The organism is Pseudoalteromonas sp. T1lg88, from assembly GCF_002964765.1.
Lineage (GTDB): Bacteria > Pseudomonadota > Gammaproteobacteria > Enterobacterales > Alteromonadaceae > Pseudoalteromonas.
Window position 1 is genome coordinate 138,061 of the sequence record NZ_PQCF01000008.1, and the last position, 16,736, is coordinate 154,796.

At 47.6% G+C, this 16,736-nt stretch carries 14 protein-coding genes; 7 read left to right on the plus strand and 7 right to left on the minus strand.

Annotated elements, in window-relative coordinates; genetic code table 11:
* Positions 1 to 18: 18 nt before the first annotated feature.
* The 3 genes from yidD to rpmH form a co-directional block, all read right to left on the minus strand.
* Positions 19 to 270, minus strand: a complete 252-nt coding sequence (gene yidD / locus C2M34_RS05840) for a membrane protein insertion efficiency factor YidD (protein WP_105201191.1) — start codon at positions 268 to 270, stop codon at positions 19 to 21.
* Between the two features lie 89 nt (positions 271 to 359).
* A complete protein-coding gene (rnpA, locus tag C2M34_RS05845) occupies positions 360 to 785 on the minus strand; it encodes a ribonuclease P protein component (protein ID WP_105201192.1) in 426 nt (141 codons plus the stop codon).
* Positions 786 to 791: 6 nt separating this feature from the next.
* A complete protein-coding gene (rpmH, locus tag C2M34_RS05850) occupies positions 792 to 926 on the minus strand; it encodes a 50S ribosomal protein L34 (protein WP_008488847.1) in 135 nt (44 codons plus the stop codon).
* A 661-nt stretch (positions 927 to 1,587) separates the two neighbouring features.
* Here rpmH and dnaA point away from each other — a divergent pair.
* From dnaA to gyrB, 4 genes are read left to right on the plus strand one after another with little or no spacing between them, the layout of a single operon-like run.
* On the plus strand, positions 1,588 to 2,922 hold the full coding sequence (dnaA, locus tag C2M34_RS05855; protein WP_442792513.1) for a chromosomal replication initiator protein DnaA: 1,335 nt from the start codon (positions 1,588 to 1,590) through the stop codon (positions 2,920 to 2,922).
* Positions 2,923 to 2,932: 10 nt separating this feature from the next.
* Complete coding sequence (gene dnaN, locus C2M34_RS05860) at positions 2,933 to 4,036, plus strand: DNA polymerase III subunit beta (protein WP_105258303.1); 1,104 nt, start codon at positions 2,933 to 2,935, stop codon at positions 4,034 to 4,036.
* Positions 4,037 to 4,041: 5 nt separating this feature from the next.
* Entirely contained in the window at positions 4,042 to 5,133 is a 1,092-nt protein-coding gene (recF, locus tag C2M34_RS05865; RefSeq protein ID WP_105258304.1) for a DNA replication/repair protein RecF, read from the plus strand.
* Positions 5,134 to 5,144: 11 nt separating this feature from the next.
* On the plus strand, positions 5,145 to 7,568 hold the full coding sequence (gene gyrB / locus C2M34_RS05870) for a DNA topoisomerase (ATP-hydrolyzing) subunit B (protein ID WP_105201196.1): 2,424 nt from the start codon (positions 5,145 to 5,147) through the stop codon (positions 7,566 to 7,568).
* A gap of 76 nt (positions 7,569 to 7,644) precedes the next feature.
* Here gyrB and C2M34_RS05875 read toward each other — a convergent pair whose 3' ends face one another.
* Complete coding sequence (locus C2M34_RS05875) at positions 7,645 to 8,790, minus strand: S8 family serine peptidase (RefSeq protein ID WP_105258305.1); 1,146 nt, start codon at positions 8,788 to 8,790, stop codon at positions 7,645 to 7,647.
* 286 nt (positions 8,791 to 9,076) lie between these two features.
* Between C2M34_RS05875 and glyQ the strand changes: the two genes are divergently transcribed.
* The 3 genes from glyQ (at position 9,077) to C2M34_RS05890 (ending at position 12,613) form a co-directional block, all read left to right on the plus strand.
* The gene (glyQ, locus tag C2M34_RS05880) at positions 9,077 to 9,976 is read left to right on the plus strand and encodes a glycine--tRNA ligase subunit alpha (protein WP_105188756.1); all 900 of its coding nucleotides are present in this window, start codon (positions 9,077 to 9,079) and stop codon (positions 9,974 to 9,976) included.
* An 8-nt stretch (positions 9,977 to 9,984) separates the two neighbouring features.
* On the plus strand, positions 9,985 to 12,054 hold the full coding sequence (gene glyS / locus C2M34_RS05885; RefSeq protein ID WP_105258306.1) for a glycine--tRNA ligase subunit beta: 2,070 nt from the start codon (positions 9,985 to 9,987) through the stop codon (positions 12,052 to 12,054).
* A gap of 112 nt (positions 12,055 to 12,166) precedes the next feature.
* The gene (locus tag C2M34_RS05890) at positions 12,167 to 12,613 is read left to right on the plus strand and encodes a hypothetical protein (RefSeq protein WP_105201199.1); all 447 of its coding nucleotides are present in this window, start codon (positions 12,167 to 12,169) and stop codon (positions 12,611 to 12,613) included.
* 12 nt (positions 12,614 to 12,625) lie between these two features.
* Here C2M34_RS05890 and tusA read toward each other — a convergent pair whose 3' ends face one another.
* The 3 genes from tusA to fadB all read right to left on the minus strand — a co-directional run bounded on the left by tusA (position 12,626) and on the right by fadB (position 16,494).
* The gene (gene tusA / locus C2M34_RS05895) at positions 12,626 to 12,865 is read right to left on the minus strand and encodes a sulfurtransferase TusA (RefSeq protein ID WP_105188758.1); all 240 of its coding nucleotides are present in this window, start codon (positions 12,863 to 12,865) and stop codon (positions 12,626 to 12,628) included.
* A gap of 300 nt (positions 12,866 to 13,165) precedes the next feature.
* Positions 13,166 to 14,329, minus strand: coding sequence for an acetyl-CoA C-acyltransferase FadA (gene fadA, locus C2M34_RS05900; protein ID WP_105201200.1), 1,164 nt, complete (start codon positions 14,327 to 14,329; stop codon positions 13,166 to 13,168).
* Between the two features lie 2 nt (positions 14,330 to 14,331).
* Positions 14,332 to 16,494 (minus strand): fatty acid oxidation complex subunit alpha FadB, encoded by a 2,163-nt coding sequence (gene fadB / locus C2M34_RS05905; protein WP_105258307.1) that lies wholly within the window; start codon positions 16,492 to 16,494, stop codon positions 14,332 to 14,334.
* Positions 16,495 to 16,736: the final 242 nt, after the last annotated feature.

The window sequence follows — 16,736 nt, forward strand, 5'->3', positions numbered from 1 at the left end:
TATTTCTCGTTGTTAAGATTAATGGTGGTTACGTTTGCCAGGAACGGGATCATCCCCTCCGGCGTGTAAAGGATGGCATTTTACTATTCGTTTTACTGCCAACCAACTGCCTTTTATCGCCCCATGCAGTTTTATTGCCTGCAAGGCGTATGAAGAACAGCTGGGATTAAAGCGACAGTTCGGCCCAAGCATTGGGCTGATCCACTTTTGATAGACCTTAATTACAGTAATGAGGGTATTTTTAGGTATTGCTAATATAAAAGCTAACATAAAGGCCCGCAGCACTGAGTAAGGTAAAGCGAATACTCAGTTAGTCGATTAAAAGGTGAGCTAAAGATACCTGAAAAAGTCGGTAAATTCTATGATTGGCCGCGCTTTTGCTTGGTATTGTGATGCTTTTTATGAGGTCTGCGTGGTGGTGGCTTGTATCCGGGCTTGCAGCGTTCATTTATTTTGCGCCAGAGTTTATCGAGATCTTTGCGTATTTCTTCGTTTGATAGCTCATCAATGCCACGCTTAACCATAAGCACGATATCAATGTTATCCAACTTATGCTGATGCAAACGAAAACTTTCGCGAGCGATACGCTTGATTCGGTTACGCTGATTGGCTTGTTTTACATTTTTTTTAGCTACGGTTAATCCTAGACGTGCATGGTCCAAAGAGTTTGGTTTAGCTAATAAGGTAAAGAGAGAAGTAGCAGCCCGAGCAGGCTCATTAAAAATGCGGGAGTAATGCGAGGGAGTTAACAGACGTAACTCCCTGCCAAAGCGAAAGTCTTCCACTAAATATTAAGCAGAAAGAACTTTACGGCCTTTAGCACGACGACGTGCTAGTACTTTACGGCCGTTAGCAGTAGCCATACGAGCACGGAAACCGTGAGTACGCTTACGCTTTAATACGCTAGGTTGAAAAGTTCTTTTCATAACAATTCCATCCGATCGGTTAAGGTTTAAATTCTCTGTGTGGGTCGCGATCCTCACTCAGACGCTAACACAACTTCGATGCCAAGTTTTTCTCATTCGGTGATGTTCACCGACTGTTTCCAACGGACATTCCGTGGTGCCTTAGCGAGCGCGAGATTTTATAGAGGCTTGATGCTAAAGTCAACGATAATCGTACAACGAAGAGCCTATATATAAGCAGTTATAGCTGGGGATCGTACAAGCGATCCGCATAGGATCATTAAAAAATGAAAGTTTTCCACAGGCTCTGTTTAAAAAGTGCATAAATCCCCTGAATAACCCTGTTTGATCATCCCGGTTGATCAAGATCAAAGTTTTGTAAAGCGTTAAATTAAATTCTTTTTTTAAAATAAATATTCATTAAAAACATAGTGTTGCACTATGTTTTTTGCTGAAGCACATTTTCAGTAAAAATCAATATTGAAGTTGTGGATAAATAGGCGTCATAATGTGCGACCCGGGCACAAAAAAGTCGTGATTCAGGGAAGAATAATAAGCGCTAAACTCGTGATGAACGAGTATCGAAACCTCTATTCTATTTCGGGAGTGAACTGTGTATCTGTCTGTTTGGCAAAGTTGTTTATATGTGTTGCAAGATGAATTGCCATCACAGCAATTTAGTATGTGGGTAAGACCGCTGCAGGCAGAAAGTACAGATGATACTCTGACTATTTATGCGCCAAATCGCTTTGTGCTTGATTGGGTAAGAGAAAAATACCTAAATCGCATAAATGAGCTGTTAGTTGAAATTTGTGGCGATGAAGCGCCAGAATTACGTTTTGACGTGGGCAGCAAGCCCATGCTTAATACCGCTGTAAATACCACGGCACAAACACCTAATCAGGGTGTTAATGGCAACAGTGACAGTGCCAAGGTAAATAAGGCCAGACAGCCTAGCCAACCAGCGGCTGTTGAGCCAGCGCCTAAGTCTCAATACAAATCGAATATTAAAGAAAACTATACCTTTGATAACTTTGTTGAAGGTAAGTCAAACCAGTTGGCTAAGGCTGCGGCAACGCAAGTGGCCGATAATCCTGGCTCAGCATTTAACCCTGTATTTATATACGGTGGCACCGGTTTAGGTAAAACGCACCTGTTACATGCGGTGGGCAATGGCATTTTAGCGAAAAAAGAGAATGCCAAAATTGTTTATATGCATTCCGAACGCTTTGTTCAAGATATGGTAAAAGCCTTACAAAACAATGCGATAGAAGAGTTTAAACGCTATTATCGCAGTGTCGATGCCTTGTTGATCGATGATATTCAATTCTTTGCCAATAAAGAGCGCTCTCAAGAAGAGTTCTTCCATACCTTTAATGCGCTGCTTGAGGGCAACCAACAGATTATTTTAACCTCAGACCGTTACCCCAAAGAAATAGAAGGGGTAGAGGACAGGCTTAAGTCGCGCTTCGGTTGGGGCTTAACCATTGCCATCGAGCCACCGGAGCTTGAAACCCGAGTAGCCATTTTGATGAAGAAGGCGCAGCAGAGTAAGATTAACTTACCTCACGAAGTGGCTTTCTTTATTGCCAAGAAATTGCGCTCCAATGTGCGTGAACTTGAAGGGGCATTAAACCGAGTGATCGCCAATGCTAACTTTACCGGTCGACCTATTTCCATCGACTTTGTAAAAGAAGCGCTGCGCGATTTATTGGCACTGCAAGATAAGCTGGTGACCATAGATAATATTCAACGCACTGTGGCTGAGTATTACCGCATTCGCGTTTCTGATTTATTGTCCAAGCGCCGTAGTCGCTCGGTTGCGCGTCCACGCCAGGTGGCCATGGCGCTATCAAAAGAATTAACAAACCATAGCTTGCCGGAAATCGGCGATGCTTTTGGCGGTCGTGACCATACCACGGTATTGCACGCCTGCCGTAAGGTAAAAGCGCTTCGTGACGAAAGCCATGAAGTGAAAGAAGACTATCAAAATCTAATAAGAACTTTGTCATCTTAAGGTTACCCTTATGCAAATTACTATCGCTAGAGATCAGTTTTTAAAGCCTTTAATGCAGGTATCAGGTGCCATCGAGCGTAAGCACACCTTGCCCGTGCTCTCCAATGTATTACTTGAGGTGCGCGATGGTCAGCTGTCTATGACGGGAACCGATCTGGAAATAGAGCTCGTCGCCTCGGTAGCCTTAGAGCAACCTTGTGCCGATACCAAGATCACCTTGCCGGCGAAAAAGCTTTTAGATATTTGTAAGAGCCTGCCCGATGGCAGCGATATCACCTTGACCTCTCAGGAGCATCAGGTGGTACTGACATCCGGACAAAGCCGCTTCTCCTTGTTGTCTTTAGCTGCGGAAGACTTTCCGAATCTGGAGCAGTGGGATGGCGAAGTTGAATTTCAATTAAGTCGACTAGAACTGCGTAAGTTATTGGAAAGCACGCATTTTTCAATGGCTAATCAGGACGTGCGTTATTACCTTAACGGCATGTCGTTTGAAGTTGAAAATGACGAAATTAAAACCGTAGCTACAGATGGTCACCGTTTGGCCATAGCGCAAAAGAAATTACCTCAGTCGTTAAACAGCCAGCGCCAGTTAATTGTGCCACGCAAAGGGGTGCAGGAAATTATGCGCCTGATGCCGGCGGACGACCAGCCTGTTACCATTCAGTTCGGTGCCAACCATATCCGCATTACTGACGCAGAATTTACCTTTACCAGTAAATTGGTTGATGGCCGTTTCCCTGACTATCGCCGTGTTTTGCCTCGTGGTGGTGATAAAATTATTATTGCTAACCGCGAATGGCTGCGTAATGCTTTGCATCGCGTGTCTATTTTATCGAATGAGAAGTTCCGCGGTGTGCGCCTTAATTTAAGCTCGGGCATGCTCAAAGTCAGCGCCAATAACCCAGAGCAAGAACAGGCGGAAGAGGTGATTGAAGTTATGTATCAAGGGGAGGATTTAGAGATTGGCTTTAACGTTTCTTACCTTCTTGATGTGCTTAACACCATCAAAACCGAAGACGTTTCTATCACCCTTGCCGATTCAAACAGCAGTGCCCTGATGGAAGCGGCGGGAGATGGCGAAGCTCTGTATGTCGTTATGCCGATGCGCTTGTAACGGCCATGAGCCTGACGTCTATTAGCCTCAATAATTTCCGTAATATTGAGGCTGCTACCCTAGCTCCTGAAGCTATCAATATCATCTATGGTGAAAATGGCAGCGGCAAGACCAGCTTTTTAGAAGCCATTTATTTTCTTTCTCACGGACGTTCTTTCCGTACCACTAAGCACCGCACCCTGATTCGTGATGGCCAATCGCGTTTTACCTTGCACGCCAAAAAGCGGAGCAACAATCTGACCATTCCTCTTGGCATACAAAAAGATGTTCAGGGGGAAACCCAGATAAAAATTCAAGGGAAGGCGAGTCGTCGAATTTCTGATCTTGCGCAGGTTTTGCCGGTTCAGGTTATTACCCCAGAAAGCTACTCCTTCTTTTTTGGCGGCCCCAAAGAGCGACGTGCCTTTATTGATTTAGGTGTGTTCCACGTGGAACAAGAGTTTTTTGTCTACTGGCAAAACTTCAATAAGATACTGAAACAACGTAATGCCCTGTTAAAAAACAAGCCCCCCGAACTACGCACCATGCTGCCCGTTTGGGACAAGGAATTCGTGCGCTTAGCCGAGAAAATTACTCAGTTAAGAGAGATGTATATAGAGAGGTTTAAGGCGCTTTTTTTTGATAGACTGTGTACAGAATTAGAATTGCTAAACGACCTTGAAATTGACTTCAATTGGGGTTGGAAACGCACTGAGTCCCTTGCCGATGTATTGGCGCAGAATAGGGATGGTGACCTGATGCGTGGCTATACCAGCAAAGGGCCACATAAGGCCGATCTAACGATAAAAACATCGCTCGGCCCGGTAGAAACAGCCTTCTCGCGAGGGCAGTTAAAATTGCTTTTATATGCGCTCAAAGTAGCGCAAAATAGCTTAATAGAAAAAGAGACCGGAAAACAATCGATTCTGCTTATTGACGATTTACCCTCGGAATTAAGCGAAGATACCAAGATGAAGGTAGGGCAACTGCTTTCACGCTGTGATGCACAGATATTTATAACAACGATTGAATCCCAAAGTGTCTCCGCCGTGTTAGAGGCGTTAGCAAGGCCACAAGCTTTGTTCCACGTGAAACATGGCGAACTAATAACAAGATAAATGGAAACACCATGTCTGAAAATTACGATTCATCAAGTATTAAAGTACTTAAAGGACTAGACGCCGTACGGAAACGACCAGGAATGTACATTGGTGATACCGATGATGGCACCGGTTTACACCATATGGTATTCGAGGTAGTCGACAACTCGATCGATGAGGCGTTGGCGGGATATTGTGACGATATTTACGTAACAATTCACACCGATGGTTCCGTGTCGGTACGCGATAACGGCCGTGGTATTCCAACCGAGCTGCACCCGGAAGAAGGGGTGTCGGCCGCAGAAGTTATTATGACCGTGCTTCACGCCGGTGGTAAGTTCGACGACAACTCATATAAAGTATCCGGTGGTCTGCACGGTGTAGGTGTTTCGGTTGTAAACGCACTATCTGAAAAGCTGGCACTGGAAATTCGTCGTGATGGCAAATTGCATAAACAGACTTACTCTATGGGCGAGCCGGATGCACCGTTAGGTGTTATTGGTGAGTCGGACTCAACGGGTACAGAAATTCGTTTCTGGCCGAGTGCGCAAACCTTTAGTGATACCAACTTCCACTATGACATCCTGGCCAAGCGTCTACGCGAGCTGTCTTTCCTGAACTCGGGCGTGTCGATTATTTTGTGCGATGAGCGCGAAGAAGATAAACGCGACCACTTTAAATATGAAGGTGGTATCGAGGCCTTTGTTGCTTACCTAAACCGTAAGAAAACACCTGTGCATCAAAACGTATTCCACTTCACCCATGAGCGTGAAGACGGTATCAGCGTTGAAGTATCTATGCAGTGGAACGATGGCTTCCAGGAAAACATTTTCTGTTTTACCAATAATATTCCACAGCGTGACGGTGGTACTCACTTAGCAGGTTTCCGTGCTGCACTGACGCGTACACTTAACACCTATATGGAAAAAGAAGGCTTTAATAAGAAAGCCAAAACCACCAGTAATGCGACTGGTGATGATGCCCGTGAAGGTTTGACCGCGGTTGTTAGCGTTAAGGTTCCTGATCCTAAGTTCTCATCGCAAACTAAAGACAAGCTGGTATCGAGTGAAGTAAAAGCTGCCGTTGAACAAGCCATGGGTGAAAAGCTCAGTGAATTCTTACTAGAGAATCCTGTTGATGCTAAAACAGTTGTTGGCAAGATTATCGATGCTGCCCGTGCCCGCGAAGCAGCGCGTAAAGCCCGTGAAATGACCCGTCGTAAAGGCGCCATGGACCTGGCTGGCTTACCAGGTAAGCTGGCAGACTGTCAGGAAAAAGACCCGGCAGAATCTGAACTATATATAGTGGAGGGTGACTCTGCGGGTGGTTCTGCCAAGCAGGGCCGTAACCGTAAGAATCAGGCCATCCTGCCGCTTAAAGGTAAAATTCTTAACGTAGAAAAAGCGCGTTTCGACAAGATGTTATCTTCGCAAGAAGTAGCGACCCTGATCACCGCCCTGGGCTGTGGTATCGGTCGTGATGAGTATGACCCTGAGAAGCTTCGTTATCATCGCATCATTATCATGACCGATGCCGACGTCGATGGCTCGCATATTCGTACCTTGCTATTGACCTTCTTCTACCGTCAAATGCCGGAAATCATCGAGCGTGGCTATGTTTATATCGCTCAGCCGCCGCTGTACAAGATCAAGAAGGGCAAACAAGAGCGTTATATCAAAGACGATAACGCTTTAGTTGAATACCTAACCTCGCTGGCGCTAAATGGCTCTGCCTTATACAGCAGCGAAGGTGCGTCGGTTATCGAAGGTAATGCACTTGAAAATCTGGTGCGTGATTACCAAGCGACGGAAAAGGTAATTGAGCGTTTGGCCCGTAAATACCCATCAGCCATGATGCACAGCCTTATCTATCGCGACTGTATCGGCGAAGATGACTTAGGCGAAGAAGCCAAGGTGCAGCAGTGGACTGAGGCATTAGTTGAAGACTTGATCGTCCGTGACGAAGACGCGGCTATTTACAGTGCTCATACTCATTTCGATGAGGAACGTAAGCTGCATTACCCTATGGTGAATATTCGTCAGCACGGTGTTGATAAGCAATATGTGCTTAATCATGATTTCCTGACTTCAAAAGACTATCAGCGTATCTGTGTAACTGGCGAGAAGGTGGGTAACCTTATAGGTGCCGGTGCTTACGTACAACGTGGTGAGAAAACTCAGCCGGTCGACAGTTTTGTTGAGGCACTAGAATGGCTGATCAGCGACTCTAAGAAGGGCTTGTATACACAGCGTTATAAAGGATTGGGTGAGATGAACCCAGACCAGCTGTGGGAAACTACCATGGACCCTGCAGCACGTCGTATGCTACGCGTTACCATTGAAGATGCTATCGCAGCCGACCAACTATTTGCCACCCTTATGGGTGATCAGGTTGAGCCGCGTCGTGAGTTTATCGAGCAAAATGCACTACGTGTAGTTAACCTGGACGTGTAGTCCAGGTTGATATAAATCACCAAGCATAAAAAAGCCCTCGCATTAGCGGGGGCTTTTTACTTAGTTCACAATAGGTTTAAAGATGCAGGATAGAATCCGCATTGCCGTCAGGGTCGTTGATGGCCTGGCCATCTGTACCCGGGTTACCATTGCGCATCATGATCACAGCACAGGCAGCAGGAGATGCCATAGAGGTACCTGACATGGTTGTTGTACCACCACCAGAACGAGTAGATAGAATGCTTACGCCAGGCGCTGCATAGTCTACCGGTGGGTTACCATAGTTACTGAAGCTGGCGAAGTTATCGTTGCTGTCTGTCGCAGAGATGGTAAATACGCGAGGGTGTGAGGCGCTGGCAGGAGACACATTACCTGCATGCTGACTTTCGTTACCTGCGGCAACCACGAAGAATGCACCCGATTGTTGAGCTGCATTTTCAACGGCATCGTTCAGGTCAGGGTTAAAGCCACCGCCCAAACTCATATTCGCACAGTCACCTGCAGACGCATTCGCTGCTACGTGATCTACACCGGCCAATACGCCAGACCAGCTACCAGAGCCGCGAGAGTCCAATACTTTTACCGGAATCACGGTTGCACCGGCTGCAACGCCAACAACATCCTGTTGGTTATTTAGGGCTGCGATAGTACCGGCAACATGGGTACCATGGCCATTGCCATCATCCATACCGGCATTACGGCCGCTGGTGAAGGCGCTAAAACCGCGGCTAGCATCAACGTTTAAGTCGCCGTGGTCTAGATCGATACCAGTATCAATAACCCAAGCCGTATAGCCCGAGCCGTCTACCGGACCACCTACACGGGTGACACTCCAAGGTGTTTGTTGACCTTGGCTGCCGCCGCCGCCACCAGGCTTGCCTTGATCAATAGATGGAGAAGCATGGGCGATACCATCAGGAGTAAAGCGCATGATGTCGGCTTCGTCCGCAAACACGCTTTTCGCTTTATCACAGCTCATGTTTATAGCCATACCTTTAATGGCATTGCTATAAATGTGCTTAGCTTGAGACTGAGATTTCGTTAACATGCCGCGGGCTTTACCTTCGACATCGAATTTAGAAACGCTGTCATTGAAGCGAACAATACAGGTATTTGCAATTTCAAGTTCGGCAGCCATACCTGCGTGATCGGGAGCCGGCTGGGCATAGGCGAAGCCTGTTGATGCAGCTAATACAGCTGTTGCGATGAGAGTTTTCTTCATTAGTTTAACCTTTATAATCGTTATTATTGAGATAGTGTTAGTTAACACTGGGTTTACAATCTAGGTCAAATTGCAAAAAAATCAACTGTTTCAAATAGAAATACGAAAAGAGTCGTAGATAATGAATAGAAAATGCGTGAATCTGGAATACTAAAAAAAGTAAATTCAGGGAGTTGATCGTTATCGTGCACAGGGCAAAAAGCAGAAACTGCTTAAAACAAGGCGGTGCAAGGGGTATACTGTGAGCAATAAAACCGCACTCTAAGCAGCAGAATTTAACGTCATTATGCAAAAATACGACTTACAAACTTTTCAGGGCCTGATCCTAGCGCTTCAGGATTATTGGGCACAGCAAGGCTGTGTTATTGCTCAGCCTCTTGATCTTGAAGTGGGCGCGGGCACTTTTCACCCGCTTACGTTTTTAAAAGCCGTTGGCCCAGAGCCGATGTCGAGTGCTTACGTACAGCCATGTCGTCGTCCTACCGATGGCCGCTACGGTGAAAACCCCAACCGTTTGCAGCACTACTATCAATTCCAGGTGGTGTTAAAGCCTTCTCCCGATAATATTCAGGAGCTTTACCTTGGCTCGCTTGCGGCCATGGGCATAGATACATTGAAACACGAAGTTCGCTTTGTGGAAGACAACTGGGAATCACCGACTCTGGGTGCCTGGGGTCTTGGTTGGGAAGTGTGGCTAAATGGCATGGAAGTGACCCAGTTCACTTACTTCCAGCAGGTGGGCGGCCTTGAGTGTGCGCCGGTTACCGGTGAGATCACTTATGGTCTTGAGCGTTTGGCCATGTATATCCAAGGCGTGGACAGCATCTATGACCTGGTTTGGACAGATGGCCCTATGGGTAAGGTTACTTACGGCGACGTATTCCACCAAAACGAAGTTGAGCAATCAAAATACAACTTTGAGTACGCCGACGTTGATGCTTTGTTTAAGCAATTCGATCAGTGTGAAAAAGAAAGCCAAAAGCTGATTGAAGCGAATTTACCGCTACCGGCTTACGAGCAAGTAATGAAGGCGTCGCATGCCTTTAACCTGCTTGATGCTCGCCACGCTATTTCTGTAACAGAGCGTCAGCGTTACATCCTGCGTGTGCGCGCCCTGTCTAAAGCCTGTGCTGAAAGTTACTACGCGGCGCGTGAAGCGCTTGGTTTCCCGCTGTGTAAGGATTAAGAATTACCATGTTAAAGCAAAATTTATTAGTAGAAATCGGTACAGAAGAATTGCCGCCGAAATCATTGCGTACCCTTGCCGAGGCGTTCGCCGATGGCCTAAAAGCGCAATTAGAAGAACTTGCTCTGGCACATGAAGGGGTGCAATGGTACGCCTCTCCACGTCGCTTAGGTCTGATGGTGCTGCAACTTGATGGCAAGCAGGCAGATAAGGTAGTAGAAAAGCGTGGTCCTGCAATTCAGGCGGCATTTGATGCTGATGGTAACCCAACCAAAGCGGCAATGGGCTGGGCCCGCGGCTGTGGTATCGAAGTGAGCGAAGCGGGTCGCCATGTTACCGATAAAGGCGAGTGGTTACTGCATAAGGCCGAAGTTGCCGGTCAGCCGGTTCAAGAGTTGATCGTCGATGCGGTAAATGCGGCACTGGCGAAACTGCCTATCCCTAAGCCTATGCGCTGGGGTGCCAATAAGACCCAGTTTATCCGTCCTGTACACACAGCCACGGTATTTTACGGTGACAGCCTGATTGCCGGTGAGATCCTTGGTAAGCAGGTTGCTAACCAGCTTCAGGGACATCGTTTCCATCACCCGGAAAAGGTTACCATCAATAATGCCAATGAAGCCCTTGAGCAGCTGAAGAAAGCCTATGTTATTGCCGATTACGAAAACCGTAAGGCAATGATCCGCAACCAAATCGAAGCGGCAGCGACACAACTTGGTGCGGTAGTGGCCATGGATGAAGACCTGCTTGAAGAAGTAACCTCTTTGGTTGAGTGGCCGGTAACGCTTACCGCTTCATTTGAAGAAAGCTTCCTGGCGGTACCGGACGAAGCCCTGATCTACACCATGAAGGACGACCAGAAATACTTCCCGCTGCTAGATCAAGACGGCAATCTGATTAACAAGTTTTTGTTTGTTTCGAACATTGAAAGTAAAGATCCAAGCGTGGTTATCGCCGGGAACGAGAAGGTGGTACGCCCACGTCTTGCCGATGCGCAGTTCTTCTTTGAAACGGATAAAAAGAAAACTCTGGAAAGCCGTTTGGAGTCACTCGGTACCGTATTGTTCCAAAAGCAATTGGGTACCCTTAAAGATAAGTCCGAGCGTATTAGCGCGCTTTCTGGTTATATCGCCGAGCAACTGGGTGCCGATAAGGCCCTGGCCGAGCGCGCAGGTCTATTGAGTAAAACCGATCTGATGACCGAAATGGTGATGGAATTCACCGATGTTCAGGGCGTGATGGGTATGCACTATGCACGCTTTGATGGTGAAAACGAAGCCGTAGCTCTGGCCATGAACGAACAGTATATGCCGCGCTTTGCCGGTGATGCCTTGCCACACAGTGATATCAGCTGTGCTGTGGCTTTGGCGGATAAGTTCGATACTCTGGTAGGTATTTTCGGCATTGGTCAGGCGCCTAAGGGCGACAAAGACCCGTTTGCACTGCGTCGCGCCGCTATCGGTGCCTTACGCATCATGGTTGAAAAGCAACTTTCTCTGGATGTGCTTGATATCGTTGCGAAAGCGCAAACCCTGTTCGGCGATAAGCTAAGCAATAATCAGGTTGCCGAAGATGTGTTTGAGTTCCTACTGGGTCGCTTCCGCGCCTGGTATCAGGAGCAAGGCATTGAGGTTGATGTGATCCAGGCTGTATTGGCGCGTCGTCCTTCGAAGCCATTGGATTTTGATCTACGCGTTAAGGCGGTAAGCCATTTCCGTACTCTTGAGCCGGCAGAAGCCTTGGCTGCGGCCAACAAGCGTGTTGGTAACATCCTGAGCAAAAATGATGTTCAAGAAAGCGGTGCCATTGAGCCAAGCTTATTGCAAGAAGCACCTGAGCAGGCGTTGGCACAAGAAGTGGCAGCCTATCAGGCCAAACTTGCGCCTTTATATGAGCAGGGCGAATACCAGCAGGCACTAAGTGAACTGGCCAATATTCGCCAAAGTGTTGATGCTTTCTTCGATAACGTCATGGTTATGGCGGACGACGAAGCAATTAAGCGTAACTGTCTGGCACTATTGTCTCAGTTGCAGGACCTGTTTTTACAGGTTGCCGATATCTCGGTACTGCAAAAATAGTGAATATTTCTTACATTCATGACGAAAGCCAGCTTTGTGCTGGCTTTTTTATTGAAGCCAGTGCACGAATTTCTTAGACTGATGAAAAGTGCGTCAAATTTGGAAAATAACAATGAAGACAAAACTCTCCCTCGTTTTAGCCACATTATTTTTAGGTGCGTGCTCAAGCACAGTTACCCTGGACGATATAGTGCCGGTTGAAGAAGTACAAAAGCCTTTGTATCTGCGTGGCGACTTCTCATTATGGGATGCGCAGCCAGAGTATCAAATGGTCAAGGTGGCGCCGGCCATTTATGAAACCAAGATCAAGCTATCGACCCCGGGCAAGGCCTATGAATTTAAAATTGCCGATGCCGATTGGAGTGAAAACTATAACTGTGGTTATTTAGACGAAGGTCTGGATAAGCAGCTGGAGATTGGTTTGCCGGTACAGGCGGACTGTAACAGCGTGTATAACTACTTTAGCTTTACTCCGGCGGAAGAGGGTTGGTACAAGGTATCTATTAACTTCTCGCGCTTTAGCAAGCCCTTGGTAACCATTAATCAGGTGTTTGAATAATAAAAAGGGCTGTTAAAGCCCTTTTTTGATTAAGTACTGATAAGGTAACTGCTCCGTTTGCTGGGCCACCAGAGTGTGGTCCATAAAGCGGCAAAAGCTGGGAATATCGCGGGTGGTTGAAGGGTCGTCCGCGGTGATCAGCAAGGTTTCGCCATTATTCATTTTGCGCACCGTACCGCGCACCATCATAACGGGTTCTGGGCAGCGTAAGCCTAAGGCATCAAGAACGTGATCGGCGGTATCGAAGGTCATAAATGAGTGCTCGCGTAGAAAACGCCCATTTTACCCAAAGTCGCAGCAAGAAAAAAGGCGGGAGCACTAAGCTGAACCCGCCTTTTTGTCACCAAGACTTAAGTAACCTGGACTTGTGATAACAACTTGCTTTCTAGCTGCTGTTTTTCTTACTACCGCGTTAAATTTGTTTGCAATAGAGCTTCTATTGCCGCACAAATTTGCCTTGTATTAATCAAAACATCTAGCTAGAAAAATTTGACCTCAAGTTAGTTATTTTTAAAGCATATTAGCGAACTTCTTAACCCAAGTTCAGGTTATTTACGGACGTTCAAAGACCGTCGCAATACCCTGACCAAGACCGATACACATGGTCGCTAAACCATATTTAGCATCCTTGTCTTCCATGATATTGATTAGCGTGGTGCTGATACGCGAGCCAGAGCAACCCAAGGGGTGACCCAAGGCAATAGCACCGCCGTTGAGGTTAACTTTTTCGTCTACCTTATCCAGCAAGCCAAGATCTTTCAGTACAGGCAAAGACTGAGCGGCAAAGGCTTCGTTCAGCTCGGCCACATCGATATCATCGATAGTCAAACCGGCCATTTGCAACGCTTTCTTACTGGCAGGCACAGGACCATAACCCATGATAGACGGATCGCAGCCCGCCACCGCCATAGACTTCACATAGGCGCGGATCGGCAGGCCTAGCTCTTTGGCCTTGTCTTCACTCATGACCAACATGGCTGAGGCACCGTCAGACAGGGCCGAAGAGGTCCCTGCGGTCACGCTACCTGATGCCGGGTTAAATACAGGGCGAAGTTGAGATAGGCCTTCAACCGTGGTTTCCGGACGAATAACTTCATCGTCTTCAACCAAGGTTAGGGCGCCATCTTCGTCATGACCTTCCATGGGCAGGATTTCTTTTTTGAAGCGACCTTCAACCGTTGCCGCATGGGCGCGTTGATGCGATCGAGCACCGAATTCGTCCTGCTGCTGACGGTTAATGCCATGCAAGGTGGCCAGGTATTCGGCGGTTAGGCCCATGACACCGGCGGCTTGCGCAACGGATGTTGCCAGCCCTGGGTGAAAGTCGTTGCCGTGCGTCATAGGCACGTGACCCATGTGTTCCACACCGCCGATAAGGTAGGTGTCACCGGCGCCGGTCATTATGGCGCGAGCGGCATCATGCAGCGCCTGCATAGAAGAACCACATAAGCGGTTAACGGTCACGGCAGGTACGGTATGAGGAATACCGGCAAGCAGGGCGGCGTTACGGCCCACGTTAAAGCCTTGCTCTAGCGTTTGCTGCACACAGCCCCAGTAAATATCGTCAATCGATGCCGGGTCTACCGCCGGGTTGCGTTCCAACAAGCCCTTCATCAAGTGTGCACTCAGGTCTTCGGCACGTTTATGACGGAATACACCGTTTTTAGAACGGCCCATAGGCGTACGAATACAATCTACAATAACAACCTTATTCATGATTATTGTCCCTCCACTTGATAAAACACACGGCCTTGTTCAGCCCATTGACGGGTTTCGTCTGATACCTGGTAAATAGCACCCAGGTGCGCGTACTTGTCGGCAGCCGCCACAAAGTTGGCCAGGCCAATTTGGTCTAGATAGCGGAATGCGCCGCCTCTAAACGGAGGGAAACCTATGCCGTACACCAGCGCCATATCGGCTTCTTGTGGTGAAGCAACTATGTTTTCCTGAAGACAAAGCAGTACTTCGTTGATCATAGGGATCATACAGCGGTCGATGATCTCTTGTTTATCCAGCTCTTGCTCGCCATCGAATAGTGGCGCAATTAGTTCAAGGGCTTGGGCATCCGAGCTCTTCTTCAAGCGACCACGGCGGTCCGGGGCGTAGCTGTAGAAACCCTTACCATTTTTCTGACCAAAGCGCTCTGCGTTAGCCATAATGGTGACCGGATCTTTTTCCTGACGCGCCATGCGCTCGGGGAAGCCATCGGCCATTACACCTGTACAGTGGAAGGCGGTATCGATACCAACAACATCAAGCAGGTAAGCTGGGCCCATCGGCCAGCCGAATACGTTTTCCATCACCTTGTCTATTTTAGCGAAGTTGACGCCTTCGCTAACCATCTTGCTGAAACCGGCAAAGTAGGGGAATAGCACGCGGTTTACAAAGAAGCCCGGGCAGTCATTAACAACAATAGGCGACTTGCCCAGCTTAAGAGCGTAATCAACCACAGCATTGACGGTTTCTTGTGAGGTTTTCTCACCACGGATGATCTCAACCAGCGGCATACGGGGTACCGGGTTGAAGAAATGCATACCACAGAATTTTTCTGGTTTTTCCAGGGCCGTGGCCAGCTCATCGATGCGAATGGTTGAGGTGTTTGAGGTGAGTACCGTGCCTGCTGGCATGGATTTCTCTAAGTCGCTTAATACCGCTTTTTTCACATTAGGGTTTTCAACAACCGCTTCAACGACTATATCGGCGGCCTGCACATCGGCATCATTCAAGGTCGGTTTTATTTTACCTAGCACGCTAACCATCTTGTCCATGCTCATATGGCCGCGTTGTACTTTTTTTCCAAGTAGCTTAGCGGCTTCACCCATACCAAGATCTAAAGCGCCTTGGTTGATGTCTTTCATGATAATGGGGGTGCCTTTATAGGCCGATTGATAAGCGATACCGCCACCCATAATGCCGGCACCTAGTACTGCGGCTTGATTGATTTGAGTGTCGCTGCCCTTGGCCAGTTTCTTGGCCTTGCCTTTAATGTATTGGTCGGCCAGGAAGATACCGGTTAGCGCCGCCGCTTCCTTGGTCTTGGCCAATTTTGCGAAGTTGGCGTTTTCCAATGCCATGGCTTCATCGCGGCTCATATTAGCAGCCGCCTTGATGGTTTTAACCGCCATCACAGGGGCAGGGTAATGACCCTTGGTTTTGCCCATCACCAGGCCTTCGGCCATAGCAAAGCTCATGCCTTGCTCTACCTTGTTCATTTTCAATGGTGCTTGTTTTTGCGCTCGGCGTTGCTGCCAATCCAGTTTGCCGGCAATGGCTTGCTCTAGCATGCTGATACTGGCACCCAGTAATTTGTCAGCGGCCACTACGGCGTCGACGGCACCCACTTTTAGGGCGTCATTAGCACGGTTTTCCTGTCCCGTGGTGATCCAAGTCATGGCGTTATCAGCGCCGATTAAGCGAGGTAAGCGTACAGTGCCACCAAAGCCCGGCATGATGCCCAGCTTGGTTTCTGGTAAACCAATTTTGGCGGTTTCACTGGCTACGCGGAAATCGGTAGCTAAAACCCACTCGCAACCGCCGCCCAAGGCCATACCGTTAATGGCGCTTAAAGTTGGGAAAGGTAAATCTTCCAGGGCGTCGAATACGTCGGTGGCGGTTTTAATCCAGCCAACCAGTTCTTCTTCTGGACGTTGGAAAGTGGGTAGGAATTCGAAAATGTCGGCGCCAACGATAAAGTGATCTTTGTCACTGGTGAACACCATACCTTTGATGTCGTCACGTTGGGCTAATTCTTTAATTGCCTGATGGCAATCGCTCAGGGTTTGCTGCGAAAGCTTGTTTACTGAGCCGGGCACAGTGAACTTAAACTCGGCAATTTGGTCCTTTATAAAAGAAACTACAAAGGAATCGCTCTGAAATATCATGGGTATCTCCCTTTGTTTCACATGAAACTGGTACGATGAGTTAAATTTAAATCAGTGTCTCGCCTTTAATCGCAAAATGCAATGAAAATTTAAGGTTAAAATTTACATACAGTTAAAGTTAGCTCAAAAAAGAGATGCGACCAAAACACGCCAGAATGCGGTTGGCATAGGTAAAAAGTCTGGCATTTATGTAGTACAGTTATTGAGAGTCTTTGACTCTATGAGGGCAGCGCGCTTTTTTG

Excerpts from the sequence above, each read along its gene's own strand:
- recF (WP_105258304.1), top strand. The coding sequence starts at position 4,042 with ATGAGCCTGACGTCTATTAGCCTCAATAATTTCCGTAATATTGAGGCT.
- gyrB (WP_105201196.1), top strand. The coding sequence starts at position 5,145 with ATGTCTGAAAATTACGATTCATCAAGTATTAAAGTACTTAAAGGACTA.
- fadB (WP_105258307.1), bottom strand. The coding sequence starts at position 16,494 with ATGATATTTCAGAGCGATTCCTTTGTAGTTTCTTTTATAAAGGACCAA.
- C2M34_RS05890 (WP_105201199.1), top strand. The coding sequence starts at position 12,167 with ATGAAGACAAAACTCTCCCTCGTTTTAGCCACATTATTTTTAGGTGCG.
- rpmH (WP_008488847.1), bottom strand. The coding sequence starts at position 926 with ATGAAAAGAACTTTTCAACCTAGCGTATTAAAGCGTAAGCGTACTCAC.
- glyQ (WP_105188756.1), top strand. The coding sequence starts at position 9,077 with ATGCAAAAATACGACTTACAAACTTTTCAGGGCCTGATCCTAGCGCTT.
- tusA (WP_105188758.1), bottom strand. The coding sequence starts at position 12,865 with ATGACCTTCGATACCGCCGATCACGTTCTTGATGCCTTAGGCTTACGC.
- yidD (WP_105201191.1), bottom strand. The coding sequence starts at position 270 with ATGTTAGCTTTTATATTAGCAATACCTAAAAATACCCTCATTACTGTA.
- glyS (WP_105258306.1), top strand. The coding sequence starts at position 9,985 with ATGTTAAAGCAAAATTTATTAGTAGAAATCGGTACAGAAGAATTGCCG.
- dnaA (WP_442792513.1), top strand. The coding sequence starts at position 1,588 with ATGTGGGTAAGACCGCTGCAGGCAGAAAGTACAGATGATACTCTGACT.
- dnaN (WP_105258303.1), top strand. The coding sequence starts at position 2,933 with ATGCAAATTACTATCGCTAGAGATCAGTTTTTAAAGCCTTTAATGCAG.
- C2M34_RS05875 (WP_105258305.1), bottom strand. The coding sequence starts at position 8,790 with ATGAAGAAAACTCTCATCGCAACAGCTGTATTAGCTGCATCAACAGGC.
- fadA (WP_105201200.1), bottom strand. The coding sequence starts at position 14,329 with ATGAATAAGGTTGTTATTGTAGATTGTATTCGTACGCCTATGGGCCGT.